This is a genomic window from Lysinibacillus sp. BNK-21 (assembly GCF_048684915.1).
Taxonomy (GTDB): Bacteria; Bacillota; Bacilli; order Bacillales_A; family Planococcaceae; genus Lysinibacillus; species Lysinibacillus capsici.
The window spans coordinates 4,583,640-4,604,187 of sequence record NZ_JBLQTS010000001.1; the positions used below are offsets into that span (position 1 = coordinate 4,583,640).

A 20,548-nucleotide genomic window follows, 5' to 3' on the forward strand; every position below is an offset into this window, starting at 1 on the left:
CTTTGTTACAATAGATTGTGGATAACATAGACTGATTTGTGAATAAGTTTGTGGAAATTTCGGAAAATAAGGAGACATCAAAAAATGGAAAAGTACAGCTGTGAAAGCCATATAGATCACGCTTTAGACATGTTTGTAGCAGAGCAAAAAGTGTTCCCAATTATGGATAAAATCGAAGAGGATAAAAAGTTATCCACAAAGTGTAGCTACTGTGAACAGGCAGCAGAATATATTGTATCAAGTAAATAACTTTACACAATATATAGAGAGTGCTTGTGGATATGTTGATAACTTTTGTGGATAATTTGTTTGTAAATGAATTGTAAAGGTGGATAACGTGTGAATATAACGATTGTATCAGTCGGCAAACTAAAAGAAAAGTACTTAAAAATGGGGATCGATGAGTACGTAAAACGTCTTGGCGGCTATGCAAAAATGGATTTGGTTGAAGTGCCAGACGAAAAGGCACCTGAACAACTAAGTGAAGCTGAAATAGATATCGTCAAGAAAAAAGAGGGCGAACGCATCCTAACGAAAATCAATCCGGATGCCTATGTAATTGCTCTAGCCATCAACGGCAAAATGAAAACCTCCGAACAAATGGCTGCCGACATCGAATCCCTCATGACCTACGGCAAAAGCAAAATCGCCTTCGTCATCGGCGGCTCCCTCGGTCTACATGAAGATGTGTTAAAGCGTGCAGATGAGCAGCAATCTTTTGGTAAGATGACACTTCCTCACCAGCTCATGAAGCTTGTGCTAGTGGAACAGATTTATCGTAGTTTTAGGATTATGAAGGGTGAACCGTATCATAAGTAAGTGCGGTTTTCTTAGTTCTATACATCTAAAAAGCTACATTTTTAGAGGAAAGAGAAGACTTGAAAGATAATTATATAATTCGAAATTTGTAGAAAAAGTATCAGGCACTATTAAAAGTGCCTGATACTTTTTTGTTTTATTGGGAGTGGATTGGGTATTAACTATCATAAGCAAGTTATATAGCAAGAAAGGATTGTAGGAATAATCGAAAGAGAAAGGAGTTATAGCCAACATGTTGTTGAATAAAAAGTTTTTATTGGTCTTAAGTACAATCGTAGCCTGCATGTTGTCTGGTTGTGGAGAGAAGCAGAAGCTTGAAGATGGATCTGAACTGATCAATAAAAATCAATTTGTTTTTGCTACTTCTGGTGAATTTAAGCCATTTAGTTATATAAATGACGATCTTACAATGTCGGGCTTTGATATTGAGGTTGGTGAAGCGATTGCAAAGGAAATGGGCCTTGAGCCGGTTCAGAAACGAATCAAGTTCAAAGGGATTGTTGAAGGGGTGAAAACGGGAAGAGCGGATGCAGCCGTTGCAAGTCACACGATTAACCCGCAGCGGAGTAAACATGTTTCTTTCTCTACCCCCTATTATTATTCAGGGCCGAAAATTTTCACCAGACCGGATAGTAAAATTAGGACTGTTGAAGATTTAGAGGGAAAGGAAGTAGCTGTTGCAAAAGGATCAACATATGCCGATACAGCTTCCAAGTATACAGACAACATCAAAACATATGACAGCGATATTACGGCATTAAAGGCGTTGAGTAGTGGGCGTCATGATGCAGTAATTACAGATTTTGTTACAGGAAAAACTGCTGAAAAGGAAGGTTTTAAGATTAAAGGACAGCAATTAATTAATCGCAGTGAACAAGCGATTGTGTTGCCTCAGGATAATCCAAAGCTATTGAAGCGAGTAAATGAATCTTTGGAACAACTTCGGGAAAATGGAACATTGACTCAAATCAGTATCAAATATTTTGGTGAGGACATTACCAAAAAATCAGAATAAACCAATGCTATAAAAGAAAGGAAGTAGTACTTTGCCAAGTTTTTCGCATTTTTTTCAAATACTAATGGAAACAAAAGGTGTATTCTTTAAAGCTATGCTTTTAACATTAGAGCTGACGGTGGTTTCTATCTTACTGGGAATCATCATCGGACTAGTCTTTGCCTTATTAAAAATTTCTAATATAAAAATTTTAGAACTTATTTCAGATATATATGTCTATTTGGTTCGAGGAACACCACTGATTGTTCAAATATTTATCCTCTACTTCGGAATTAGCGGGATTTTCCTTCTTCCTGATTTTTGGGCTGCTTCCCTTGCTCTAGCGCTACATAATGGAGCTTATATTTCTGAAATCCTTCGTGGAGCAATTCAGTCAGTCGATAATGGCCAATTTGAAGCAGGACGCTCTTTGGGAATGACAAAGACACTGACATTAAGAAGGATTATTCTCCCACAGGCATTCCGTAGAGCATTGCCGCCTTTAGGCAATCAATTTATCATCAGTTTAAAAGATTCTTCGTTAGCCGCATTTATCTCCATGAATGAGCTGTTTAATGTGGCGACAACACTTGGGTCGAATAATTTCGATGAAATGACCTACTTACTCATTGTAGCAGTCTACTATTTATTGCTGGTAGCGTTGATGACATTTGTAGTGAACCGAACTGAATTAAAATTAGCAGTAAGCGACAGATAGGAGCTGAAAAAATTGGACACTAAGGAAATGATTAAAATAAGTCAATTGAATAAATCGTTTGGAGACTTACATGTATTGAAAAATATCGACATGACAGTCTACGAGAGCGATGTTGTTTGTCTAATAGGATCTAGTGGGTCAGGGAAAAGCACCCTCCTTCGCTGCTTGAACTTTTTAGAAAGAAAAGATAATGGCAATATTATAATTGAGGGAAATGAAGTCAATCCACGGACAGATGATCTTAACAAGATTAGAGAAAAGGTTGGGATGGTGTTTCAAAATTTCAACTTATTCCCACATAAAACGGTTTTAGAAAATATTATTGAAGCACCTGTTATGGTAAAGGGTGTAGACAAAGAAAAAGCTATCATAAAAGCAAAACAATTACTGAAAAAAGTAGGTTTGGAGGATAAGTCGGATGTCTATCCTAGTAAACTATCAGGGGGGCAAAAGCAACGGGTGGCGATTGCTAGAGCACTTGCGATGGAACCAGACATTATGCTTTTCGATGAGCCAACATCGGCACTCGATCCTGAGCTTGTGGGAGAGGTTTTAACAACCATGAAAGATTTGGCTGAAGAAGGAATGACTATGGTTGTTGTAACCCATGAAATGGGATTCGCAAAAGAGGTAGCTGATTGGATTGTCTATATGCATGATGGGAGAATTATTGAACGCGGCACACCTGAACAATTTTTCAATCATCCAAAAGAGGAGAGAACACGAGAATTTTTAACTGCAACAATGCTTAAATAAAACTAAAAGGTTCTGAACGGTAATGTTAGGATCTCTTATGGTTTTGCATTAAATATTCGATTACTAGATAAAGCATGTACAGAAAAACTGCACATAGACTCGTTACAGCCAACCTTATCATGAGTAAGTGAAATTTAAATAGCAAAAGGAGAAATTGCAAAGCGCAATTTCTCTTTTTGCTGGAACTGTACTTATTTAATTATAACTCAACTTCGGTAACTTCATTATTACCATTACCATTGCCGTTACCATTGCCGTTACCATTGCCGTTACCATTACCATTACCATTGCCGTTACCATTACCATTGCCATTGCCATTGCCATTGCCATTGCCATTGCCCGGCTTTTCAACCAATACATCAAATGTTAATGTGTGGTCACCATACGTTGCTGTAATTGTCGTAGTACCTTGACCTTTACCTTTTACAGCTCCTGCTTTTACAGTAGCTATTTTATCATTTGCTACTTCGTAGGTTGCAAGCGTAGTAACATCTTTTTCTGTTGTTCTACCCTCAAAAGTAGTTACTTCAGTAATCTTAACCATAACCTCTTTACCTATTCTAGTTTCAACCTGAGCTTGATCAATTTCTAGTGTTACGATTGGTGTTTCTACAACAGGTGCTTTAACTGTAACATTTACCATAACTTCATGATCACCATATGAAATAGTAATCGTAGTCGTGCCCTCACCTACAGCAGTTACTAATCCATTTGCTATTGTTGCAACATTTTCATCTCCCACAACATAAGTTGCTTTTGAAGTTACATCTTCCTCTGTTGCTTCACCTTCTGGAGGAGTAGATGTCTCTGTTACCGTAAGTTGTGCAGATTCCCCAGCTGTTAGGTCTAGCTCAGTTGGATTGACAGAAAGTGTTACTTTTGGTTCAACTACATCTTTTTCAAATATTAGTGCTTCACCAACATTCCCTGCAGCGTCTTCAATTTTTACTGATACAGCATTAGTTTCTGTTGTTACTGGGAATGTGAAGCTACCGTCTTGATTTAATTCAAAAGGAACTGGCGCTTGTATTTCGCCATTCACAGTCGCAATATAGGAAGCTTTTAATTTATCATTTAAATTGTAGTTTAAACCATATAAATATAACTCTTCATTGTAGTCGATATACTTATCTGTTACCTTTCCTGTAGCGACACCTTCAGCTACTGAACCAGTAATTTCTGGTTTAGTCGTTTTCACGATAATTGGTCCAACATAATCGGAAACTACCCCTGATGCCGCAAGACCAGTAAAGTCAATAGTATAGAGACCATCTGGAATTGCTGTGGCAGGTTCTGTTCCCCATGGTTTGTATTGCCCAGCGATATTCAGCGTATAAGAGCCTTTTCCTAGCGCAGTACCTGCATGTAGATAACCGATGTAGCCATCACCATATTCTCCACCTTGAGGATTCATAATATCCCATAGCTCGATATAGTTAGTTGTTACATCGCCAGTTAATGTAAATGAAAGTACAGCTGAATCTTTCACGCCATCTCCATTAAAGGAGAGGTCTGTTTCTGTAATCTTTAAATCTTTAATTTCAGTTACTGCCTCGCTTCCAAAGTCAGCTGCGAATGGCAATGAAATTTCTGTAGCACCACCGCTGATGTGAATATACCCCAGTATTTCCGAGCCGTTTGGAGCTGTAGCTTGTGAAGCCGTTAATGTAAGATTTAACACTTGCTCACCAACTAAATTAAATGTTGGCTGGTCGACTGTAACAGTTGCATCACCAAATGATTTTGTCACATCAATTGATACATTATAATTACCGCCGTTCCCCTTTATATCTTTTACTAAAACTTGTTTCGTTACGGAAATATCCTGGTCTTTAAGTGATTGTGGACCAAAAGTAACTGTCCCTTTTAAGTTTTCTGAAACAGCTCCTGTTCCATCTAAAATTGCACTATCCAATGCATAGGCAAGAATTTCTGGATGTGCTGCAGCATAAGCATTTACACGACCTGCACCTTGAGAGAATACATCGTATTTTGTTTTATCTAAAACCTTTGCTGTATTAGAAAGCGCCACTTTTATGTCGAACGCATTCCAATCAGGATTTGCTTGTTTAAGTAATGCAACAATACCTGTAATATGCGGTGTTGCCATAGAAGTTCCTGTTTTACGATCATATGCCTCTGCATAATCTGCATTAGGGAAGTCCTTTTTATACATTGGAATCGTTGACATAATGTTTGTTCCAGGTGCACTTACATCTGGTTTAATATCAAAGTTTGGCGTAGATGGGCCACGGGAACTTGAATCGTTTACTTCATCTCCCAGTGTCTTTGTGGAAGTAAATTGACTAAAGCTAACTTTTCCAGTTCCACCGGCTAATGCAGCACGAATTGCATTGCCATCCGTTTGGGACATATCAAATGTTGGTAGAAAAGCAAAAGAATCACCCAGGAATGTACCTGAAATATTAGGTGCATTTGTTCCACCAGCAAAGTTATGAATAATTGTGGCGACTGCTCCATTTGCCTTTGCATTCGCAATTTTATCAACAAATGCGATACTGCCACGAGAGATTAATGCCACTTTACCTTCTACATCGATTCCCTCATAGTCTTTTACTTCTCCGTTTCCAGGAATAGCAACTAGGTCAAATTCTCCTTGAAGCTGTGTTGCTAAATCCCTTCCAAAAGTTGTTCCCATTAATGGGAGCTGTTTTGTTAAGTTGTAGTCACCAACTGTAACATTCACTTCACCGTTATACATTGTTTCTGGATTTGTTGTGTTACCCACAGCAATTCCTAAACGAGCGGTTGCAGGCGTGCCCATTGTTCCTCGATTTGGGCCGGAGTTCCCTGTTGCAATTACTCCGATTGTTCCAGCCATCATTGCATTATTAATAGCAAATGAACCTGCGTCCGTTTCAGAGTTAGCCCCCCCACCAAGAGAAAGGTTGATTATGTCCATTTTTTCTGTTACAGCCGTTTCAATTGCTTTAACAATACCAGATGTAGCCCCACTTCCATATGCACCAAGAACACGGTAAGCATAAAGGTCTACTTTTGGAGCAATTCCTTTAATGCCGAAATTGTTAGCTCCAATTGCTGCAATAGTTCCAGCAACATGGGTACCGTGAGAAGTATAGAACGAGCTTCCCTTTTCATTAAATTCAGGTGTTCCAGCAGGACGCTCAGAAGGCAAGGTTTCCGATGCATCGTCATCTGCCCGAGGCTTTGTGTAAGTTGATGAATTTGGAATGAAGTTTTTCCCACCCTTGTAAATTCCGGCGAACTCAGGGTGATCTGTGTCAATACCAGTATCTAATACTGCTACCTTTATACCTTGTCCTTCAATTCCTTCATTCCAAAGCTGTTCGATGCCGAGGAAAGAAATACTTGTATTCATTTGAGCCTCTAATTGATCTTCCTTAATCAGTTCTGATGATTTCATTGTATTATCTTCAGATGCGTAAACAATTGCATCAGGTTCAATTAATGTTATTCCTTCTATTGAAAGCAGCTTTGGGAGATCATTTGCTTTCACAGTTGCTGCAAAACCGTTTAAAACAGTATCAAATGTGTAGCCTTGAGTCATTTGAACATTTTTAGTAGCTAATTCTTTCTTAACTTGTGCTTGTTGAGATTTTACATTTGATCGAACTTCATTTGCTCGCGCATTAGAGAACTTTTGGCCTTTCAATTGGCTCATTCCTTGCTCTAGTGCCACAGGCTTTTCAGATAAATGTACGATGACTGCAACTTCTTGATTGCCTGATACATTTTGTAAGCTTTCGTGAAGAGTTGGACCATCTTTAGACAAGCTTAGCTGTTCAGCGATAGCCGCCTTTAATTGAAGTATACTTTCACTTTGGCTATCCTGCTTGAATGGTTTCGAATCTTCAGCATTAGCACTCGATAATGGAACCAATAGAAAAAGCACCATAACGAAAGCTATCATACTACTTAAAAACTTCGTAAACTTAAACTTTTTCAAATCTCATTTCTCCCTCCACTCTTAATTATCACACTTTTCAGTTTAGTGTGATATTTCCAATTTATCACAGGTGAGATAATTCGAATATCGTAATATTGAAAAATCTCAAAATATTGATAATTAGTATTACTTTGTCAAAAATAAATTAATTCTATTTTCATAGTAATTTAATAAAAAAGTAGAACTTTCAAATGAGTATTGACTTACAGTAATTCATACTTTTTATCATTTAAGAGTTTTATAAAAAATCTATTTGACGTCCTGTATTATTTTTTGTACGATATTGAAGAAAAGAATGCCCGAACTAGAACGGGAGAGGTTCATAGCTGATACCCTCTATAAAAAACTATGGAAACATGACAATATGCCATGTCCATATCGGACGTGGCTTTTTTTATCTGTTTACTTATGTTTTAAATAGAATGATTGGTGATACCTCTCTTGAAAAGTGTTGGGAAACATTTTACAAGGAGGTTTTTTTATGTCTGGCAGAAGTCATGAAGAAGGATTAAAGGATTTGACCCTATTAGGTAATCAAGGTACAAAGTATTCCTATGATTATGCACCTGAGGTATTAGAGGCAGTGGATAATCTTCATGCTAATCGAGATTATTTTGTTAAGTTTAATTGTCCAGAGTTTACTAGTTTATGTCCGCTTACAAATCAGCCGGATTTTGCAACGATGTACATTTCATATATCCCAGATAAAAAAATTGTTGAAAGTAAATCTCTAAAGTTGTATTTATTCAGTTTTAGAAATCACGGCGATTTCCATGAAGATTGCGTTAATATCATTATGAATGATTTAATTGCATTACTTGATCCAAGATATATAGAGGTTTGGGGGAAATTTACTCCACGTGGGGGTATCTCGATTGATCCATGGTGTAACTATGGGAAGCCAGGAACTAAATACGAAGAAATCGCCAATTATCGTTTAATGAACCACGATCTTAACCCAGAAAAAATTGATAATCGATAAATGAAGCAAGACAGAGGTTTTTAGCTACCCTCTTAAAAAAACTAAGAAGAAAGCAGCACTTTTTCTTAGAGTGCTGTTTTTTCGATATAAGGGAGTCTATATAGATGAAAAAGGAAAAAGCAATTGTAGTATTTAGTGGAGGTCAGGACAGTACAACTTGTTTGTTCTGGGCAAAAGAACGCTTTGAAGAGATTGAGGCAGTAACTTTCGATTATGGTCAAAGGCACCGTCTTGAAATTGACTGTGCGAAGGTGATAACAGAGGAGCTTGGTATCAAGCATCACATACTTGATATGTCTCTCCTGAATCAACTTGCTCCGAATGCATTGACACGACAAGACATAAAGGTGAAGGACGGAGAAAATGGTGAGCTCCCATCGACTTTTGTGCCTGGCCGCAATCTCCTTTTTCTTTCATTTGCGGGCGTTTTAGCGAGCCAAGTAGGGGCAAAGCATATTGTAACAGGTGTTTGTGAAACTGATTTTAGTGGATATCCGGATTGCCGAGATGTCTTTATTAAATCCTTAAATGTAACGTTAAATTTATCGATGGATGATTCCTTTGTGATTGATACACCCTTGATGTGGCTGAATAAGGCACAAACATGGGAATTAGCTGATCAGCTTGGGGCACTTGAGTTTGTACGACAAAGAACGTTGACTTGCTATAACGGTGTTATAGCAGATGGATGTGGTGAATGCCCAGCATGTAAATTGCGAAATAAAGGGCTTGATGAGTATTTAAGTTATAGGAAGGAGTCTTAAGGCATGTCAGATTTTAAAATCGTTGAGAGACTCCAGAGAATTGATGTGGATATTCAAAGAAATCAATTGAAATATCATGCAAAGCGTGTTCTCATAAGCAAAGAATTTACCTTCGATGCTGCCCACCATCTACATCATTATGAAGGGAAATGTAAAAATCTACATGGGCATACCTATCGAGCTATATTAGGACTGAGTGGCTACACAGATGAACGTGGTTTGATGATTGATTTCGGCGATATAAAAGAAATATGGAAACATAAAATAGAGATTCATTTGGATCACCGTTATTTAAATGAAACGCTTCCATCCATGAATACGACGGCAGAGAACATTGTTGTTTGGATTTACGAAAAGTTGACTGAGGCTTTGCTTGATGAAGGATATAACGGTGTGCGTGTAGAGTTTATCAGGCTTTATGAGACTCCAACAAGCTATGCAGAAGCTAGACGGGAGTGGATGGAAGTTGAGTAAAGTACCTGTTATCGAGATTTTTGGGCCAACGATTCAAGGAGAGGGTATGGTCGTTGGCCAGAAGACAATGTTTGTAAGAACTGCGGGCTGCGATTATTCCTGTTCTTGGTGCGATTCATCGTTTACGTGGGATGGCAGTGGAAAGCACCTTATTGTCCAAATGACAGCGGAAGAGATTTGGTCTGAGTTGAAGCGTTTAGGGGGCAATGGTTTTTCATTTGTCACAATTTCAGGCGGCAATCCTGCACTCAATCCGAATTTAGCAGAGCTTATTGCCATTTTAAAAGAAAATGACATAAAAATCGGTGTAGAAACACAGGGGAGTAGGTGGCAAAAGTGGATGTATGAGATTGATGAACTGACAATTTCACCAAAGCCACCTAGTTCTGGAATGACCACAGACTACTCGGTGCTCTCTTATATCTTCGAAAAACTTAAAGATCGGAACAGCAATCACCATGTATCCCTCAAAATAGTCGTTTTTAATCAAGAGGATTACGATTATGCTAAACAAATTCACCATCGATATCCCATGATTCCTTTTTATCTTCAAGTCGGTAATGATAATCTCACGGCAACTGATAATTCACAATTAATGATGCATTTATTGGATAAATATCGTGCACTGATTGATAGAGTAATGAAGGATGAGGATTTAAGAGATGTTAAAGTACTACCACAGTTACATGCCCTTGTTTGGGGAAATAAAAGAGGCGTGTAGGGTGCTCTTACAAAAATTAAATTTACTTGAGGAGTAATAGTTTGAGAATATTATTTTATTTATTATCTATTGTTATTGCTAATGTGGTAACGGCAGCATTTGCACCTTTCCATTTTGGTATGTTTATTGTCCCAATGGGAACGCTTTTAATTGGGGCAACCTTTATTTTTCGGGATCTAGTACAAAATAAATATGGTAGAAAAAAGACGTATTTATTTATTATTACAGCTTTAATTTTATCAGCTGTGGTGTCATTCCTACTAGGTGATACACTTTTAATTGTGGTAGCCTCAGCACTATCATTTGTTGTCGCTGAAACGGCTGATACTGAAATTTATACTCGATTAAAATTACCAATGGCTTGGCGTGTGTTCTACAGTGGTCTTGTTGGAGGATTTCTAGATTCTGCAATTTTCGTAGTAATCGGCTTAAGTCCACTTGGTGCCAATATATTGCCATGGGAAGCGGTACCTGCCGCCATTTTGGGGCAAATTATTGTGAAGACGATTATACAAATGATTGGCGCAATTATTTTAAATAAAGTAGGGCCAATGAAAGAAAAATATATTATTCCAGAATAATTATTCCTTATTATGAAGATACGGATCACAAGTAAGCTTTTTAAAAACAGGCCCATTCGCTTTATTCGAATGGGTCTGTTTGATTTATATTCTTTCAAAGGTACCTCTTGCATTTTTTATGCTGTTTTCTTTTGTTTAAGGTCTAAATGATAACTAAAGAAAGTTAGTAGACTTGCACTGACGGCAACTATACCACCGACCCATGTGACATTCATCAAATTTCCTTGATGATATACAATGCCGCCTAATGCAGACCCAAAAGCGATGCCTACGTTACTTGCCACGGGCATAAGAGAAGCAGCGAGTCCTTTAGCATCTGGTTTATAAATTTCGGCCAAATCTATTAAATAAAGTTGAGTAGATGTTGTTAAGAGGATGGCCATTAGTGACATTAGTCCGATGTTCGCTAATCCTAAAATAAAATGGTTTGTTGTCCAAAATAAGCTTGTCAATACAATAGCTTGTGCGAGAAAGACAAACCGAAGTCGGCCGATGGCATTGTGAGTGGCAATTTTACCGGCAAGAATGTTGCTGAAAATCGAAAGAAAGCCGTAGCCGAATAAGATTAAACTTATAGAATTATTTGGTGCACCCATTCCCTTTAAAATAGGAACAAGGTACGTAAAGACTGCATAGGTTGCACCAAACCCGAGAGCAGGAATGAAAAAGGCAATTAAAATTCGAGGCTGAATCATTATAGAAAATTGATCCCGTATTGAGCTTCGTACTTGGCTGAGTCGAGTAGGTAAGACAAAAAAAGATGCCGCAAACGCCAACCCTCCGAGAAGAGTGGTTAACATAAAAGTGGCATTCCAGCCGTACCATTCAGCGATTACAATTCCAATGGGTACTCCAACTACATTGGCCAGTGTAAAACCACCGAAAACAAATGATATAGCAAGGCCGCGTTTATTAATCGGCATGGTTTCGCTTGCAACAATCATGGCTAGAGAGATCAATACACCTGTTACAATCGCGGTCATAACCCGAAGTATAAGGAGCATAATATAGCTCGTTGAAATTACACACAGAGCATTTAAGGCAATGAAGGAACCTATCAAAAACAACATCCATTTACGCTTTGGAAAATGGCTTGTTGCTGACATCACGAGTGGTGTAGCGATGGCAAATGTGATAGCGAACGCAGAAACGAGTGTGCCTGCTTTTGCATTTGTCATATGAAGGCTTGAAGAAATATCAGTTAAGATCCCGACAATAACAAATTCGCTTGTCCCAAGAACAAATGTTAATAATGCAAGTGTTAAGATAAGTAACCAATGTCGCTTGGATAACTGTGTATGATGCATAAATACCTCTTTCTTTGAAGAATGTAACTGTGCTACTTAGTAGACACACAATTTAAACATCATATCATAAAATGCATTTGTGAGAAATTAGATTGGTTTCCTGTAAATATCAGTGTTTGTTTCCAACTTTCTTCCTCTAAAGAAGGATTTTGTAAATATTACTCGAATTTTTTAATTGGAAGATTAACTTTACAATTTTATCAATTTGATATCTATACATAATAAGGGGATAAGGGGGATTCACATGATTCAATTCCTTCAGATGGGAGCAAATACAGTTATAAGTTCCCAAAAAGGTAGTGTTACTATTAGCTACGAAATGTCTAATTCGATCGATATTTCGTTAACTGCATTCCTTTTAACGGATGTAAACAAGGTACAAGGAGATAGCGGCATTATATTTTATAATCAACCAACTAGCTTATCTGGTGCAGCTACCCTGATACCACCTGAGAATGTAGGGAATATAAAAATACATAAAATGAATTTCGACATGAGTAAAATCCCTGAAGGTATTACTAAAATAGCTATAACACTTACAGAAGATAATAGCCGAGGTTTTTCAAATGTGAAAAATTTAAAGGCAGAAATACGTACTGATAACAATATTATCAATTTAGCACCAGCTAATTTTGCAAATGAAAATGGAATCGTAGTATTAGAATTATATCTAAGAAATAGTCAGACAAAGGTGAGATCTATTTGGCAGGGATTTGATTCTGGGTTAGAGGGGTTATGTGAAAATTACGGTGTTGAGGTTGAACCTGAAGAACAAAACAAGCTTTCTGAATCAACAACTATAAAAAAACAAATGCTGATAGAACCTGATCAATCATTAAATGTTCCAGAAAGTACAAATAGACAAAACATGTTATCACAGATAAATCTTGAAAAGGTAAAGGGGAATGTCAGTCTCACCAAAGGTCAAAAGCCAGTTATCATTGATAAAACGCCTGAAATTACTGCTACGGTATCATGGCAAACTGGTACTGACTACGATATATATGCTTTAGTCTATACAAAGGATGGTCAGCAGATCGATGTAGCTATGTTTGGGGCGAAAAATACACCCCCACTTAGGAGTTTTCACAACGGGGTAGTCGAACACATGGGGGATGTTGGGAGAGATGCTGGTTCAACAAAAACTGAAGTAATCAAATTGAGATTAAATAATAATGTTTTAGCTGTTGTTCCTGTGGTTTATTCCGCCCAATCAAATGGCACAGGCTCATTCTACAGATATAAGGTGTCTATGAGTATAGATAATCATAATGGAACCTCCGTTACTATTTTTGCTAAAAATGCTAATAATAATGATAGAATTTATTCCTGTGTGCCTGGAATACTTCATAATACTCCAGATGGTGTGATTATCAGCCCATTAGAGCTTTATAGTGAACCAAATTCTGAACGTAGACCTAAGCTGAAGATGGGCTCTTCTAATATGGTAGAAGTTCTAATGGATAAAGGCCCAATAAATGATTACAAGTAAAAGCAAATAAAAAGGAGAGTGGCGAAGCCAATCTCCTCTTATTTTTTCTCCTTTAGTTCGTGGGCAATATACGTAGCTAGTAATTCACGGACTTCATCCGTAGAATGTGCACCCAGTAATTGAACTCTCAATTGACTAGCCCCTTTGAAGCCACGTACATATATTTTAAAGAAACGTTGTAATGCTTTAAATGAACGTGTTTCGAATTCCTTGGAATAGTGGTCATGAAGGTTAAGGTGTAAGTATAGTAAATTAAGGTATTCTTTGGCACTATGCTCTTTAGGTTCCTTTTCAAAGGCAAATGGGTTTGAAAACACCCCGCGCCCAATCATTACACCATCGATACCGTATTGCTCAACTAGTTTTAGACCTGTTAAACGATCAGGAATATCACCGTTGATCGTCAGTAATGTGTGGGGAGCAACTTCATCACGTAGTTTTTTGATATCTCCAATTAATTCCCAATGTGCAGCGACCTTGCTCATCTCTTCCCTTGTACGGAGATGAATAGAAAGATTGGCGATATCCTGTTTTAAAATATGTGTAAGCCACTCACGCCATTCTGCTACATCCGTAAAGCCAAGTCTTGTTTTGACACTGACGGGTAAGCCTCCTGCTTTGGCTGCTTGAATAATATCTGCGGCTAGGTCAGGATGAAGAATTAATCCAGCTCCTTTACCTCTTTCTGCTACATTATCAACTGGGCAACCCATATTAATATCAATTCCCTTAAAGCCTAATTCCTTCATACCAATACTCATTTGACGAAAATGTTCAGGGTTGTCTCCCCAAATATGTGCAACAATAGGCTGTTCATCTTCTGTGAAAGCTAAGCGGTTACGTACATTATCTAACCCATCTGGATGACAATAGCTCGTCGTATTGGTGAATTCCGTAAAATATACATCGGGTCTCCCTGCTTCCTGAATGACATGACGAAATACAACATCTGTCACATCCTCCATTGGAGCTAAAATGAAGAATGGCCGTGGTAAATCAAGCCAGAAATTTTTTTGATTCATTGCTAAAAATCCTCTCTTTCCAAAATACTACCTTGCAAAAAGATATCATATTTATTTTATTTCTACATAGTTAATTGGCTTAGCTTAAGGATAGAAATGCATCATTGTAATTAGACTTTGGCTCTCTTAGATTAGAAAGTAATTAAAAATATCCAGCAAAATCCTGTATTATCTATAATGATATAATATGTAATATAATGTAGAAATTTAGGGGGGGAGAGTTGAAGTGGGAAAATATAAATATAAAACAATCGATGTGAATGATGTACCCACAATGGCTGAATTACTCGAAAATAGACAGAGCCTTGAGGGTGAAGTATATCCATTTCTAAACAACAGCTGTCTTCATGCTGAACATATAACAAATATGCTTGAAAACTTATTTGCTCATAATACTATTAAGGGGATTGGAGCATTTATTAAAGATGACCTAGTAGGATATTTAATCGGAGTCATCAAGAATGACTCTCTAAGAGGCAGACATGTATGGGTACCATATGAAGGGTTGGCAATCAGAAAGGATCAATCCGCTGAGCTTATTAGAAAATTATATGCAGAGATTTCAGTGGTATGGCTAGAGCAAGGTTGCTTTATGCATTACACGATCATCCCTCTTGGAAATCAGGCTTACTATGATGCCTACCAACGATTAAGCTTTTCTATACAACAAGTACATGGGGTCATGAACATTGGGGATTATAAACCATTTGAAAATACATGTAATGCAGAGATTAGGGTTGCAAATAAAATGGATAGTGAAATGATGGGGAAAATGTCTAGGATCATTCAATCGTATCAAAATTCCGCACCTACATTTGAGCCTGTATTCCCTGAGGTTGTCATGAGCATAAAAGACTCATATAAAAGTATAGTAGAGGAGAATGATGATACATGTTTCGTTGCAGTAAAGGATGGGCAGGAATTAGGATTTCAAAAATATTATCCTATACATTCAGATTTGATGACACCTGAGCATGCAATAGAGCTAACGATTGCAGGTACTTACTCTTCACAAATGGGAAGAGGTGTGGGAAAAAAGTTGATGGATGAAGGCTGTAGAAGGATGAAAGAGGCGGGCTATGAGAATATCATTACAGATTGGAGAATAACTAATCTTGCTGCATCGGCATTTTGGCCAAAGTGCGGTTTTAAGCCAGTAGCCTATAGAATGGTTAGGTACATTAACAGTGATATAGCCTGGGCAAACTTTAATAACCCAAGTATAGGATTATTGTAAATTTAGTTAGATTTATTAAATTCTGCTGTTATGAAGAATTCAAACAGCTGGCTAGACACTTAAAATTTAGTTTTAGATTGCTTGCCTATACTTCGTAAATATTGACATTTATTTTTTAGACAACTAAGCTTAATGGAAAAATAGTGCTGGGGGGCTGCCAGTGGAATTTATTAAATTAAATTGTCCAAATTGTAATGGGAAAATTGAATATAAAGAAGAGCAAACATTCAAATGTCCTTTTTGTGATACGGAAATCATGTTGAAAGAGAATAAAATTTATTATGTTGATCAAACGATTAATAATTATTATGGAACAGCTTCTCCTCATACACCATCCCGTCCAAAAACAAATTTAAAGCTGCTCTTTATGATACCAATTGTCATGATGTGTGTATTCCTTGGGTATTTTCTTTTAAGTAGTAATCAAACAGAGGATGGAAACCGTGAAGAACTATCCGTTCGAACAATGCCTGAAAGTGAAGTTCTACTGTTCTTTTTAAAAGATATTTTTGATAAAGGTGGGACGATGCCAGCAAAAGAAGAGATTGCAAGTATTCGATATTTGGCTGCCTACTATTCTGACGATCAATGGCATTTTGATTATAGTCTAGAAGATCCTTTTACAAATAAGGAAGCTAAAATTTCTACTTATATCATTATGGATAAATTATTAAATACGCAAAAAATTGAACAAAAGGACTTTGAGGCCTTTACTGGATTAACGGTTTTAAAGCTCATGAATGATTATGAAATATCACAAAGTGAAAAAGTAAGCTTCCAACATCTTGAAAACTTAAAAAGTTATACAGGTAGTTTTAATGAATCATTTAGTAAAATCGCAGGATATTTTAGTGATAAGTCTAATGTTAAAGAGCTCTCTATCCAAATTAGAAGTAATGATGAACTTGCTTTATTATTAGAGTTCCCCAATCTTCAATCTCTAGAACTATCTTATGTGGCTGAAGAGGTGACAGATTTTCAGATTCTAAATAAATTATCGCTGAAATCACTTTCCTTAAAATCAATTAATGATTTAAAGTGGCTGTCTACACTAACTAATCTAGAATCGTTAGCAATAGACATTAGTGAAGCTACAGATTTTAGCCCACTATACTCATTGACTCAATTACAAGAATTAAAACTTACCTCAGTAAGAAATTTAAAAACACTTGATTTTATACAAAATATGCCTAAACTACAATCTTTAGATCTTGAAAACATGAATATCATCAATTTAGATAGACTTAGAAATATGTCATCTTTAACAAAGCTACGTTTAGCTTCTCCTGGTCAAGTGAAATTGTTGGATATGGTTAACAGTCTAACGTCATTGACGGAGTTATCGTTAACTGGCTATCATGGTGATATTTCATCGATTGTAGCGCCCCATTTGAAAAAAGCAGAGCTGAAGAGTTCATTTTTACCACAGCTAGAAGCACCCGCTTTAAGAGATTTGACGGTTTCTATAAGTGGATCGGATTCGCAATTGAATGGTGCAGAACTACTGAAATACCCACAGCTAGAACAGCTTACAGTCATGGAGTATGGAATTCTTACAGGTATTCGTTCATTAAATGACCTACCTCATTTGCAAACAATCAATTTAAATGAGACCCTCTTTTATGAAACCAATGACTTATTCAATTTGCAGCATGTAAAAATGTTAATCTGTAATGAATGTAATTTTCAGGTGAATAGCAAGCCATTTACGAACAACGTGCTGGAGCATTTAACTTTAAATGATGTTTCCATTCAAATTGGTAATGGGGAATGGGTGCAAGAAGTAGATAAGATCATGCCTTACTTTGCTGGCTTTACAAATTTACGTTCATTCACTTTACAAGATAGTTCACTACAATCGTTAAATTTCTTGGGAAATTGGCAACAAATAGAGGTGCTTCATTTAGAAAATAATGCTATTTCGAATGTAGAACCCTTAGTGAATTTGCCCAACTTAAAAAAACTATATATTTTAGGGAATCAGGTACAAAATCAATCTGTATTAGACAAGGGAATTATGATTTATTGAAATAATGTGAATTAATAGCAACCTACGAAATTAATATAGTAGAAATAAAAAGAGACAATGACAGGAATATTCTGTCATTGTCTCTCTTGGATTTGTCCTACAGTTTGGATAGTTTTATAATGAATTGATGCTTAACAAGAGGAGTTGAAAAGGATATGTTCGTACGTAATAAAGGTTTGTTCTTTATGCTATCTCTGCTAGCCATTATTGTTGTTTTGACAGGCTGTGGTACAGCTAAGGATAGTGAGAAAACTGAGGGAAAAACAGCTAAAGAAACACAAGAAACAATGGATTATGCGTCAAAAGTGAAGGAAAATCCAATTGTGACGATTACGATGAGCAATGATGAAAAAATTGTTATTGAATTGGAGCCTACTGTAGCACCAAATACAGTAGCTAACTTTATTGCTTTAGTAAAAGATGGATTCTATGATGGTCTTATTTTCCATCGGGTTATTCCTGATTTTATGATTCAGGGTGGAGATCCTAAAGGGAATGGTACTGGAGGATCTGATTATTCGATTGATGGTGAGTTTACCTCAAATGGATTTGAAAATAATATGAAGCATGAACGTGGTGTTATTTCGATGGCTCGTTCAGATGATCCAAACTCAGCAGGCTCACAATTTTTCATTATGGTAAAGGAAGCATCACATCTTGATGGAAAATATGCTGCTTTTGGCAAGGTGATTGCAGGTATGGAAACAGTTGATGCCATTGTTGGAGCAGAGCGAGATGCTACAAATAAACCACTAGAAGATCAGCAGATGAAAAAGGTAGAGGTGGATACAAAGGGCTTTGATTATCCAGCACCTAAGGTAAACAAATAGTTTTCGTCCCAATGCTATTGGTTAAAATCTATACTATAAATATTAAAAAGGCTAAATCAATTGAGATTTAGCCTTTTATATTTGTTAAAAAATTGAAATTATAAATATTTTTGAGTAATATGAGAAGAAATTTAAGATTGAGCGATGTTTTATATAAAGGATCCTTTATGTTTATGGAAGAAAGGGTGTTTGCATGAGGGTAACAGATGAAAATTTTATAAAACATCTTAAGAAAAAACGAGAAGAAGCACTTCAATATGTCATTGAGGAATATATGGGGATTATCAAAGCGATTATTTATAATGCTCTAAAATCCTATAATGATCCTCAAATAATAGAGGAATGTATTAGTGATACATTTCTAGGGGCTTATGAAAATGCTAAACAATTTAGAGGCGATAAAGAGGATTTTAGAAGATGGATTTGCACGATAGCAAAGTTTAAAGCCATATCGAAACAAAGAAGGTTGTCTAAAACGCCATATTTTTATGAGCTAAATGAAACAGGTGAAGCCGCAATATCGGCTGAAGAGGAATACTTAATCAAGACAACAACAGAGGAAGTGCTCATCATGATGACGCAATTAGAGCAGTTAGACCGGGATATTTTTACGATGAAATACTTTTTAAATATGAAAAACGAAGAAATTGCTACTCATTGTGGTTTAACAAAAGCCGCTATTGATAATCGATTATATCGTGGGAAAAAACGATTACAGCAAATTCGTTTGGGGGGAAGTATGACATGAAAAAGCTATATAAACAATTTAATGATTTAAATCTTGATATAAATATAGAGCCGATGGAAGTGAGCTCACTTGAAAAAGAGAGAGTGAAAAGAAATGTCTTGATAGTTAAAAAGAAAAGGCATTTCATTAAAAATTTTATTGTTGCAGCTACTTTTTTTATTGCATCCAGTATGACAATTGGTTATTCGTTTCCTACATTTGCTGCAAATTTACCATTTATTGGAAGTGTATTCGGATTGTTTATTGATGATGAAAGGTATGTATTTAACAATTATGATCAGTATTCTACAAGTGTCGGAGTGAGCCAAGAAAGTAATGGAGTTGAAGTCACTGTTACAGATGCTGTATATGATGGTGAAAATATTACTATTGCTTACACTATAAAAAGTGAAAAGGATTTAGGAGAAAGGCCAGTTTTATATGGTGACAATCGTGAACTAACTGCTGAGGAATTTGGTAATAGGTATCGATATGGTGGCTATTCAACAAATTATTTGGTTCAAAAAATAAACAGCAATGAGTATGCAGTATTGTATATTTTTGAACTCATTAGAGGCTCTAAGCCCGAGGAAGTTCACATTAATTTTCAAGGAAATCAAATTGTTGATTTAAATAATGTAAATAAGTCAGTAGCAGGAGACTGGGCATTTGAATTTACTTTAGAGAAGCTTGAAAGTGAAACAATAAAGGTGGAAAAAGATAGTATGAAAACAGAAGGGGAAGGTATAAAAATTGAAGCTTTTAAAATAACCAAAACACCTATCGCTACAACATTTTATCTTTCCGAAGAAGTCTTGGTGGAAAAAGAAAATGAAGCTTGGCGAGGAGTTCTCATTGACTATATTGTGACAGATGATTTAGGGAATGATTATAATGTCATTCATTTTAGAGGAACTAGTCATAGTACAGATTTTCAAGGGCGTGGAAATTTCCCTCGTATTGTTGCAAATAAATTTGATGAACAAGCTACCTCGATTATGATCACCCCTGTAGTAGGTGTATACAAAATTAAGGATAGTACAGGGGCATTAGAACCGATAAAAGAGCCATATACATTAAAGCCTATTGCTGTTCCGATAAAGTAAAAAATTAAAAGAGTATGTAAGAAGAACAACCTTACATACT

At 36.5% G+C, this 20,548-nt stretch carries 19 protein-coding genes and 1 riboswitch; of the genes, 16 read left to right on the forward strand and 3 right to left on the reverse strand.

Annotated features, from left to right (window positions below):
• Positions 1 to 84: 84 nt before the first annotated feature.
• The 5 genes from ACMGGO_RS22925 (at position 85) to ACMGGO_RS22945 (ending at position 3,287) form a co-directional block, all read left to right on the forward strand.
• On the forward strand, positions 85 to 249 hold the full coding sequence (locus tag ACMGGO_RS22925; protein WP_004233391.1) for a CxxH/CxxC protein: 165 nt from the start codon (positions 85 to 87) through the stop codon (positions 247 to 249).
• 90 nt (positions 250 to 339) lie between these two features.
• On the forward strand, positions 340 to 819 hold the full coding sequence (gene rlmH, locus ACMGGO_RS22930; protein WP_279493514.1) for a 23S rRNA (pseudouridine(1915)-N(3))-methyltransferase RlmH: 480 nt from the start codon (positions 340 to 342) through the stop codon (positions 817 to 819).
• 232 nt (positions 820 to 1,051) lie between these two features.
• Entirely contained in the window at positions 1,052 to 1,834 is a 783-nt protein-coding gene (locus tag ACMGGO_RS22935) for a transporter substrate-binding domain-containing protein (protein ID WP_004233393.1), read from the forward strand.
• Between the two features lie 31 nt (positions 1,835 to 1,865).
• Positions 1,866 to 2,531 (forward strand): amino acid ABC transporter permease, encoded by a 666-nt coding sequence (locus tag ACMGGO_RS22940; protein WP_004233396.1) that lies wholly within the window; start codon positions 1,866 to 1,868, stop codon positions 2,529 to 2,531.
• A gap of 27 nt (positions 2,532 to 2,558) precedes the next feature.
• Positions 2,559 to 3,287 (forward strand): amino acid ABC transporter ATP-binding protein, encoded by a 729-nt coding sequence (locus tag ACMGGO_RS22945; RefSeq protein ID WP_167444822.1) that lies wholly within the window; start codon positions 2,559 to 2,561, stop codon positions 3,285 to 3,287.
• Between the two features lie 199 nt (positions 3,288 to 3,486).
• On the opposite strand, the gene ACMGGO_RS22950 is transcribed toward ACMGGO_RS22945, so the two are convergent.
• A complete protein-coding gene (locus ACMGGO_RS22950; protein ID WP_420282282.1) occupies positions 3,487 to 7,236 on the reverse strand; it encodes a S8 family serine peptidase in 3,750 nt (1,249 codons plus the stop codon).
• A gap of 309 nt (positions 7,237 to 7,545) precedes the next feature.
• Positions 7,546 to 7,592: riboswitch (PreQ1 riboswitch) on the forward strand.
• 125 nt (positions 7,593 to 7,717) lie between these two features.
• Between ACMGGO_RS22950 and queF the strand changes: the two genes are divergently transcribed.
• From queF to ACMGGO_RS22975, 5 genes are all read left to right on the forward strand, one after another.
• A complete protein-coding gene (queF, locus tag ACMGGO_RS22955; protein WP_004233404.1) occupies positions 7,718 to 8,218 on the forward strand; it encodes a preQ(1) synthase in 501 nt (166 codons plus the stop codon).
• Between the two features lie 104 nt (positions 8,219 to 8,322).
• The gene (gene queC / locus ACMGGO_RS22960) at positions 8,323 to 8,982 is read left to right on the forward strand and encodes a 7-cyano-7-deazaguanine synthase QueC (RefSeq protein WP_054548829.1); all 660 of its coding nucleotides are present in this window, start codon (positions 8,323 to 8,325) and stop codon (positions 8,980 to 8,982) included.
• Between the two features lie 3 nt (positions 8,983 to 8,985).
• A complete protein-coding gene (gene queD, locus ACMGGO_RS22965) occupies positions 8,986 to 9,456 on the forward strand; it encodes a 6-carboxytetrahydropterin synthase QueD (protein WP_374805778.1) in 471 nt (156 codons plus the stop codon).
• The gene (gene queE, locus ACMGGO_RS22970; RefSeq protein WP_420282283.1) at positions 9,449 to 10,177 is read left to right on the forward strand and encodes a 7-carboxy-7-deazaguanine synthase QueE; all 729 of its coding nucleotides are present in this window, start codon (positions 9,449 to 9,451) and stop codon (positions 10,175 to 10,177) included. The genes queD and queE overlap by 8 nt, the downstream gene beginning before the upstream one ends.
• 41 nt (positions 10,178 to 10,218) lie before the next feature.
• Positions 10,219 to 10,758, forward strand: coding sequence for a VUT family protein (locus tag ACMGGO_RS22975; RefSeq protein ID WP_112116933.1), 540 nt, complete (start codon positions 10,219 to 10,221; stop codon positions 10,756 to 10,758).
• 116 nt (positions 10,759 to 10,874) lie between these two features.
• On the opposite strand, the gene ACMGGO_RS22980 is transcribed toward ACMGGO_RS22975, so the two are convergent.
• Entirely contained in the window at positions 10,875 to 12,065 is a 1,191-nt protein-coding gene (locus ACMGGO_RS22980) for an MFS transporter (RefSeq protein WP_420282284.1), read from the reverse strand.
• 244 nt (positions 12,066 to 12,309) lie between these two features.
• Between ACMGGO_RS22980 and ACMGGO_RS22985 the strand changes: the two genes are divergently transcribed.
• The gene (locus tag ACMGGO_RS22985; protein WP_103119035.1) at positions 12,310 to 13,557 is read left to right on the forward strand and encodes a TerD family protein; all 1,248 of its coding nucleotides are present in this window, start codon (positions 12,310 to 12,312) and stop codon (positions 13,555 to 13,557) included.
• Between the two features lie 38 nt (positions 13,558 to 13,595).
• Here ACMGGO_RS22985 and ACMGGO_RS22990 read toward each other — a convergent pair whose 3' ends face one another.
• Positions 13,596 to 14,579 carry a tRNA dihydrouridine synthase gene (locus ACMGGO_RS22990; protein WP_257962082.1) on the reverse strand — a complete coding sequence of 328 codons (984 nt, stop codon included), beginning with the start codon at positions 14,577 to 14,579 and terminating at the stop codon, positions 13,596 to 13,598.
• 226 nt (positions 14,580 to 14,805) lie between these two features.
• Between ACMGGO_RS22990 and ACMGGO_RS22995 the strand changes: the two genes are divergently transcribed.
• The 5 genes from ACMGGO_RS22995 to ACMGGO_RS23015 all read left to right on the forward strand — a co-directional run bounded on the left by ACMGGO_RS22995 (position 14,806) and on the right by ACMGGO_RS23015 (position 20,508).
• The gene (locus ACMGGO_RS22995) at positions 14,806 to 15,816 is read left to right on the forward strand and encodes a GNAT family N-acetyltransferase (protein WP_420282285.1); all 1,011 of its coding nucleotides are present in this window, start codon (positions 14,806 to 14,808) and stop codon (positions 15,814 to 15,816) included.
• Between the two features lie 160 nt (positions 15,817 to 15,976).
• Positions 15,977 to 17,845: a leucine-rich repeat domain-containing protein gene (locus tag ACMGGO_RS23000; protein ID WP_420282286.1), complete on the forward strand. Its 1,869-nt coding sequence runs from the start codon at positions 15,977 to 15,979 to the stop codon at positions 17,843 to 17,845.
• Positions 17,846 to 18,000: 155 nt separating this feature from the next.
• Positions 18,001 to 18,675, forward strand: a complete 675-nt coding sequence (locus tag ACMGGO_RS23005; protein ID WP_103119032.1) for a peptidylprolyl isomerase — start codon at positions 18,001 to 18,003, stop codon at positions 18,673 to 18,675.
• A 193-nt stretch (positions 18,676 to 18,868) separates the two neighbouring features.
• The gene (locus tag ACMGGO_RS23010; protein ID WP_103119031.1) at positions 18,869 to 19,423 is read left to right on the forward strand and encodes a sigma-70 family RNA polymerase sigma factor; all 555 of its coding nucleotides are present in this window, start codon (positions 18,869 to 18,871) and stop codon (positions 19,421 to 19,423) included.
• Positions 19,420 to 20,508: a DUF4179 domain-containing protein gene (locus ACMGGO_RS23015; protein ID WP_420282287.1), complete on the forward strand. Its 1,089-nt coding sequence runs from the start codon at positions 19,420 to 19,422 to the stop codon at positions 20,506 to 20,508. Before ACMGGO_RS23010 ends, ACMGGO_RS23015 begins: the two co-directional genes overlap by 4 nt.
• The last annotated feature ends 40 nt before the right edge of the window (positions 20,509 to 20,548 follow it).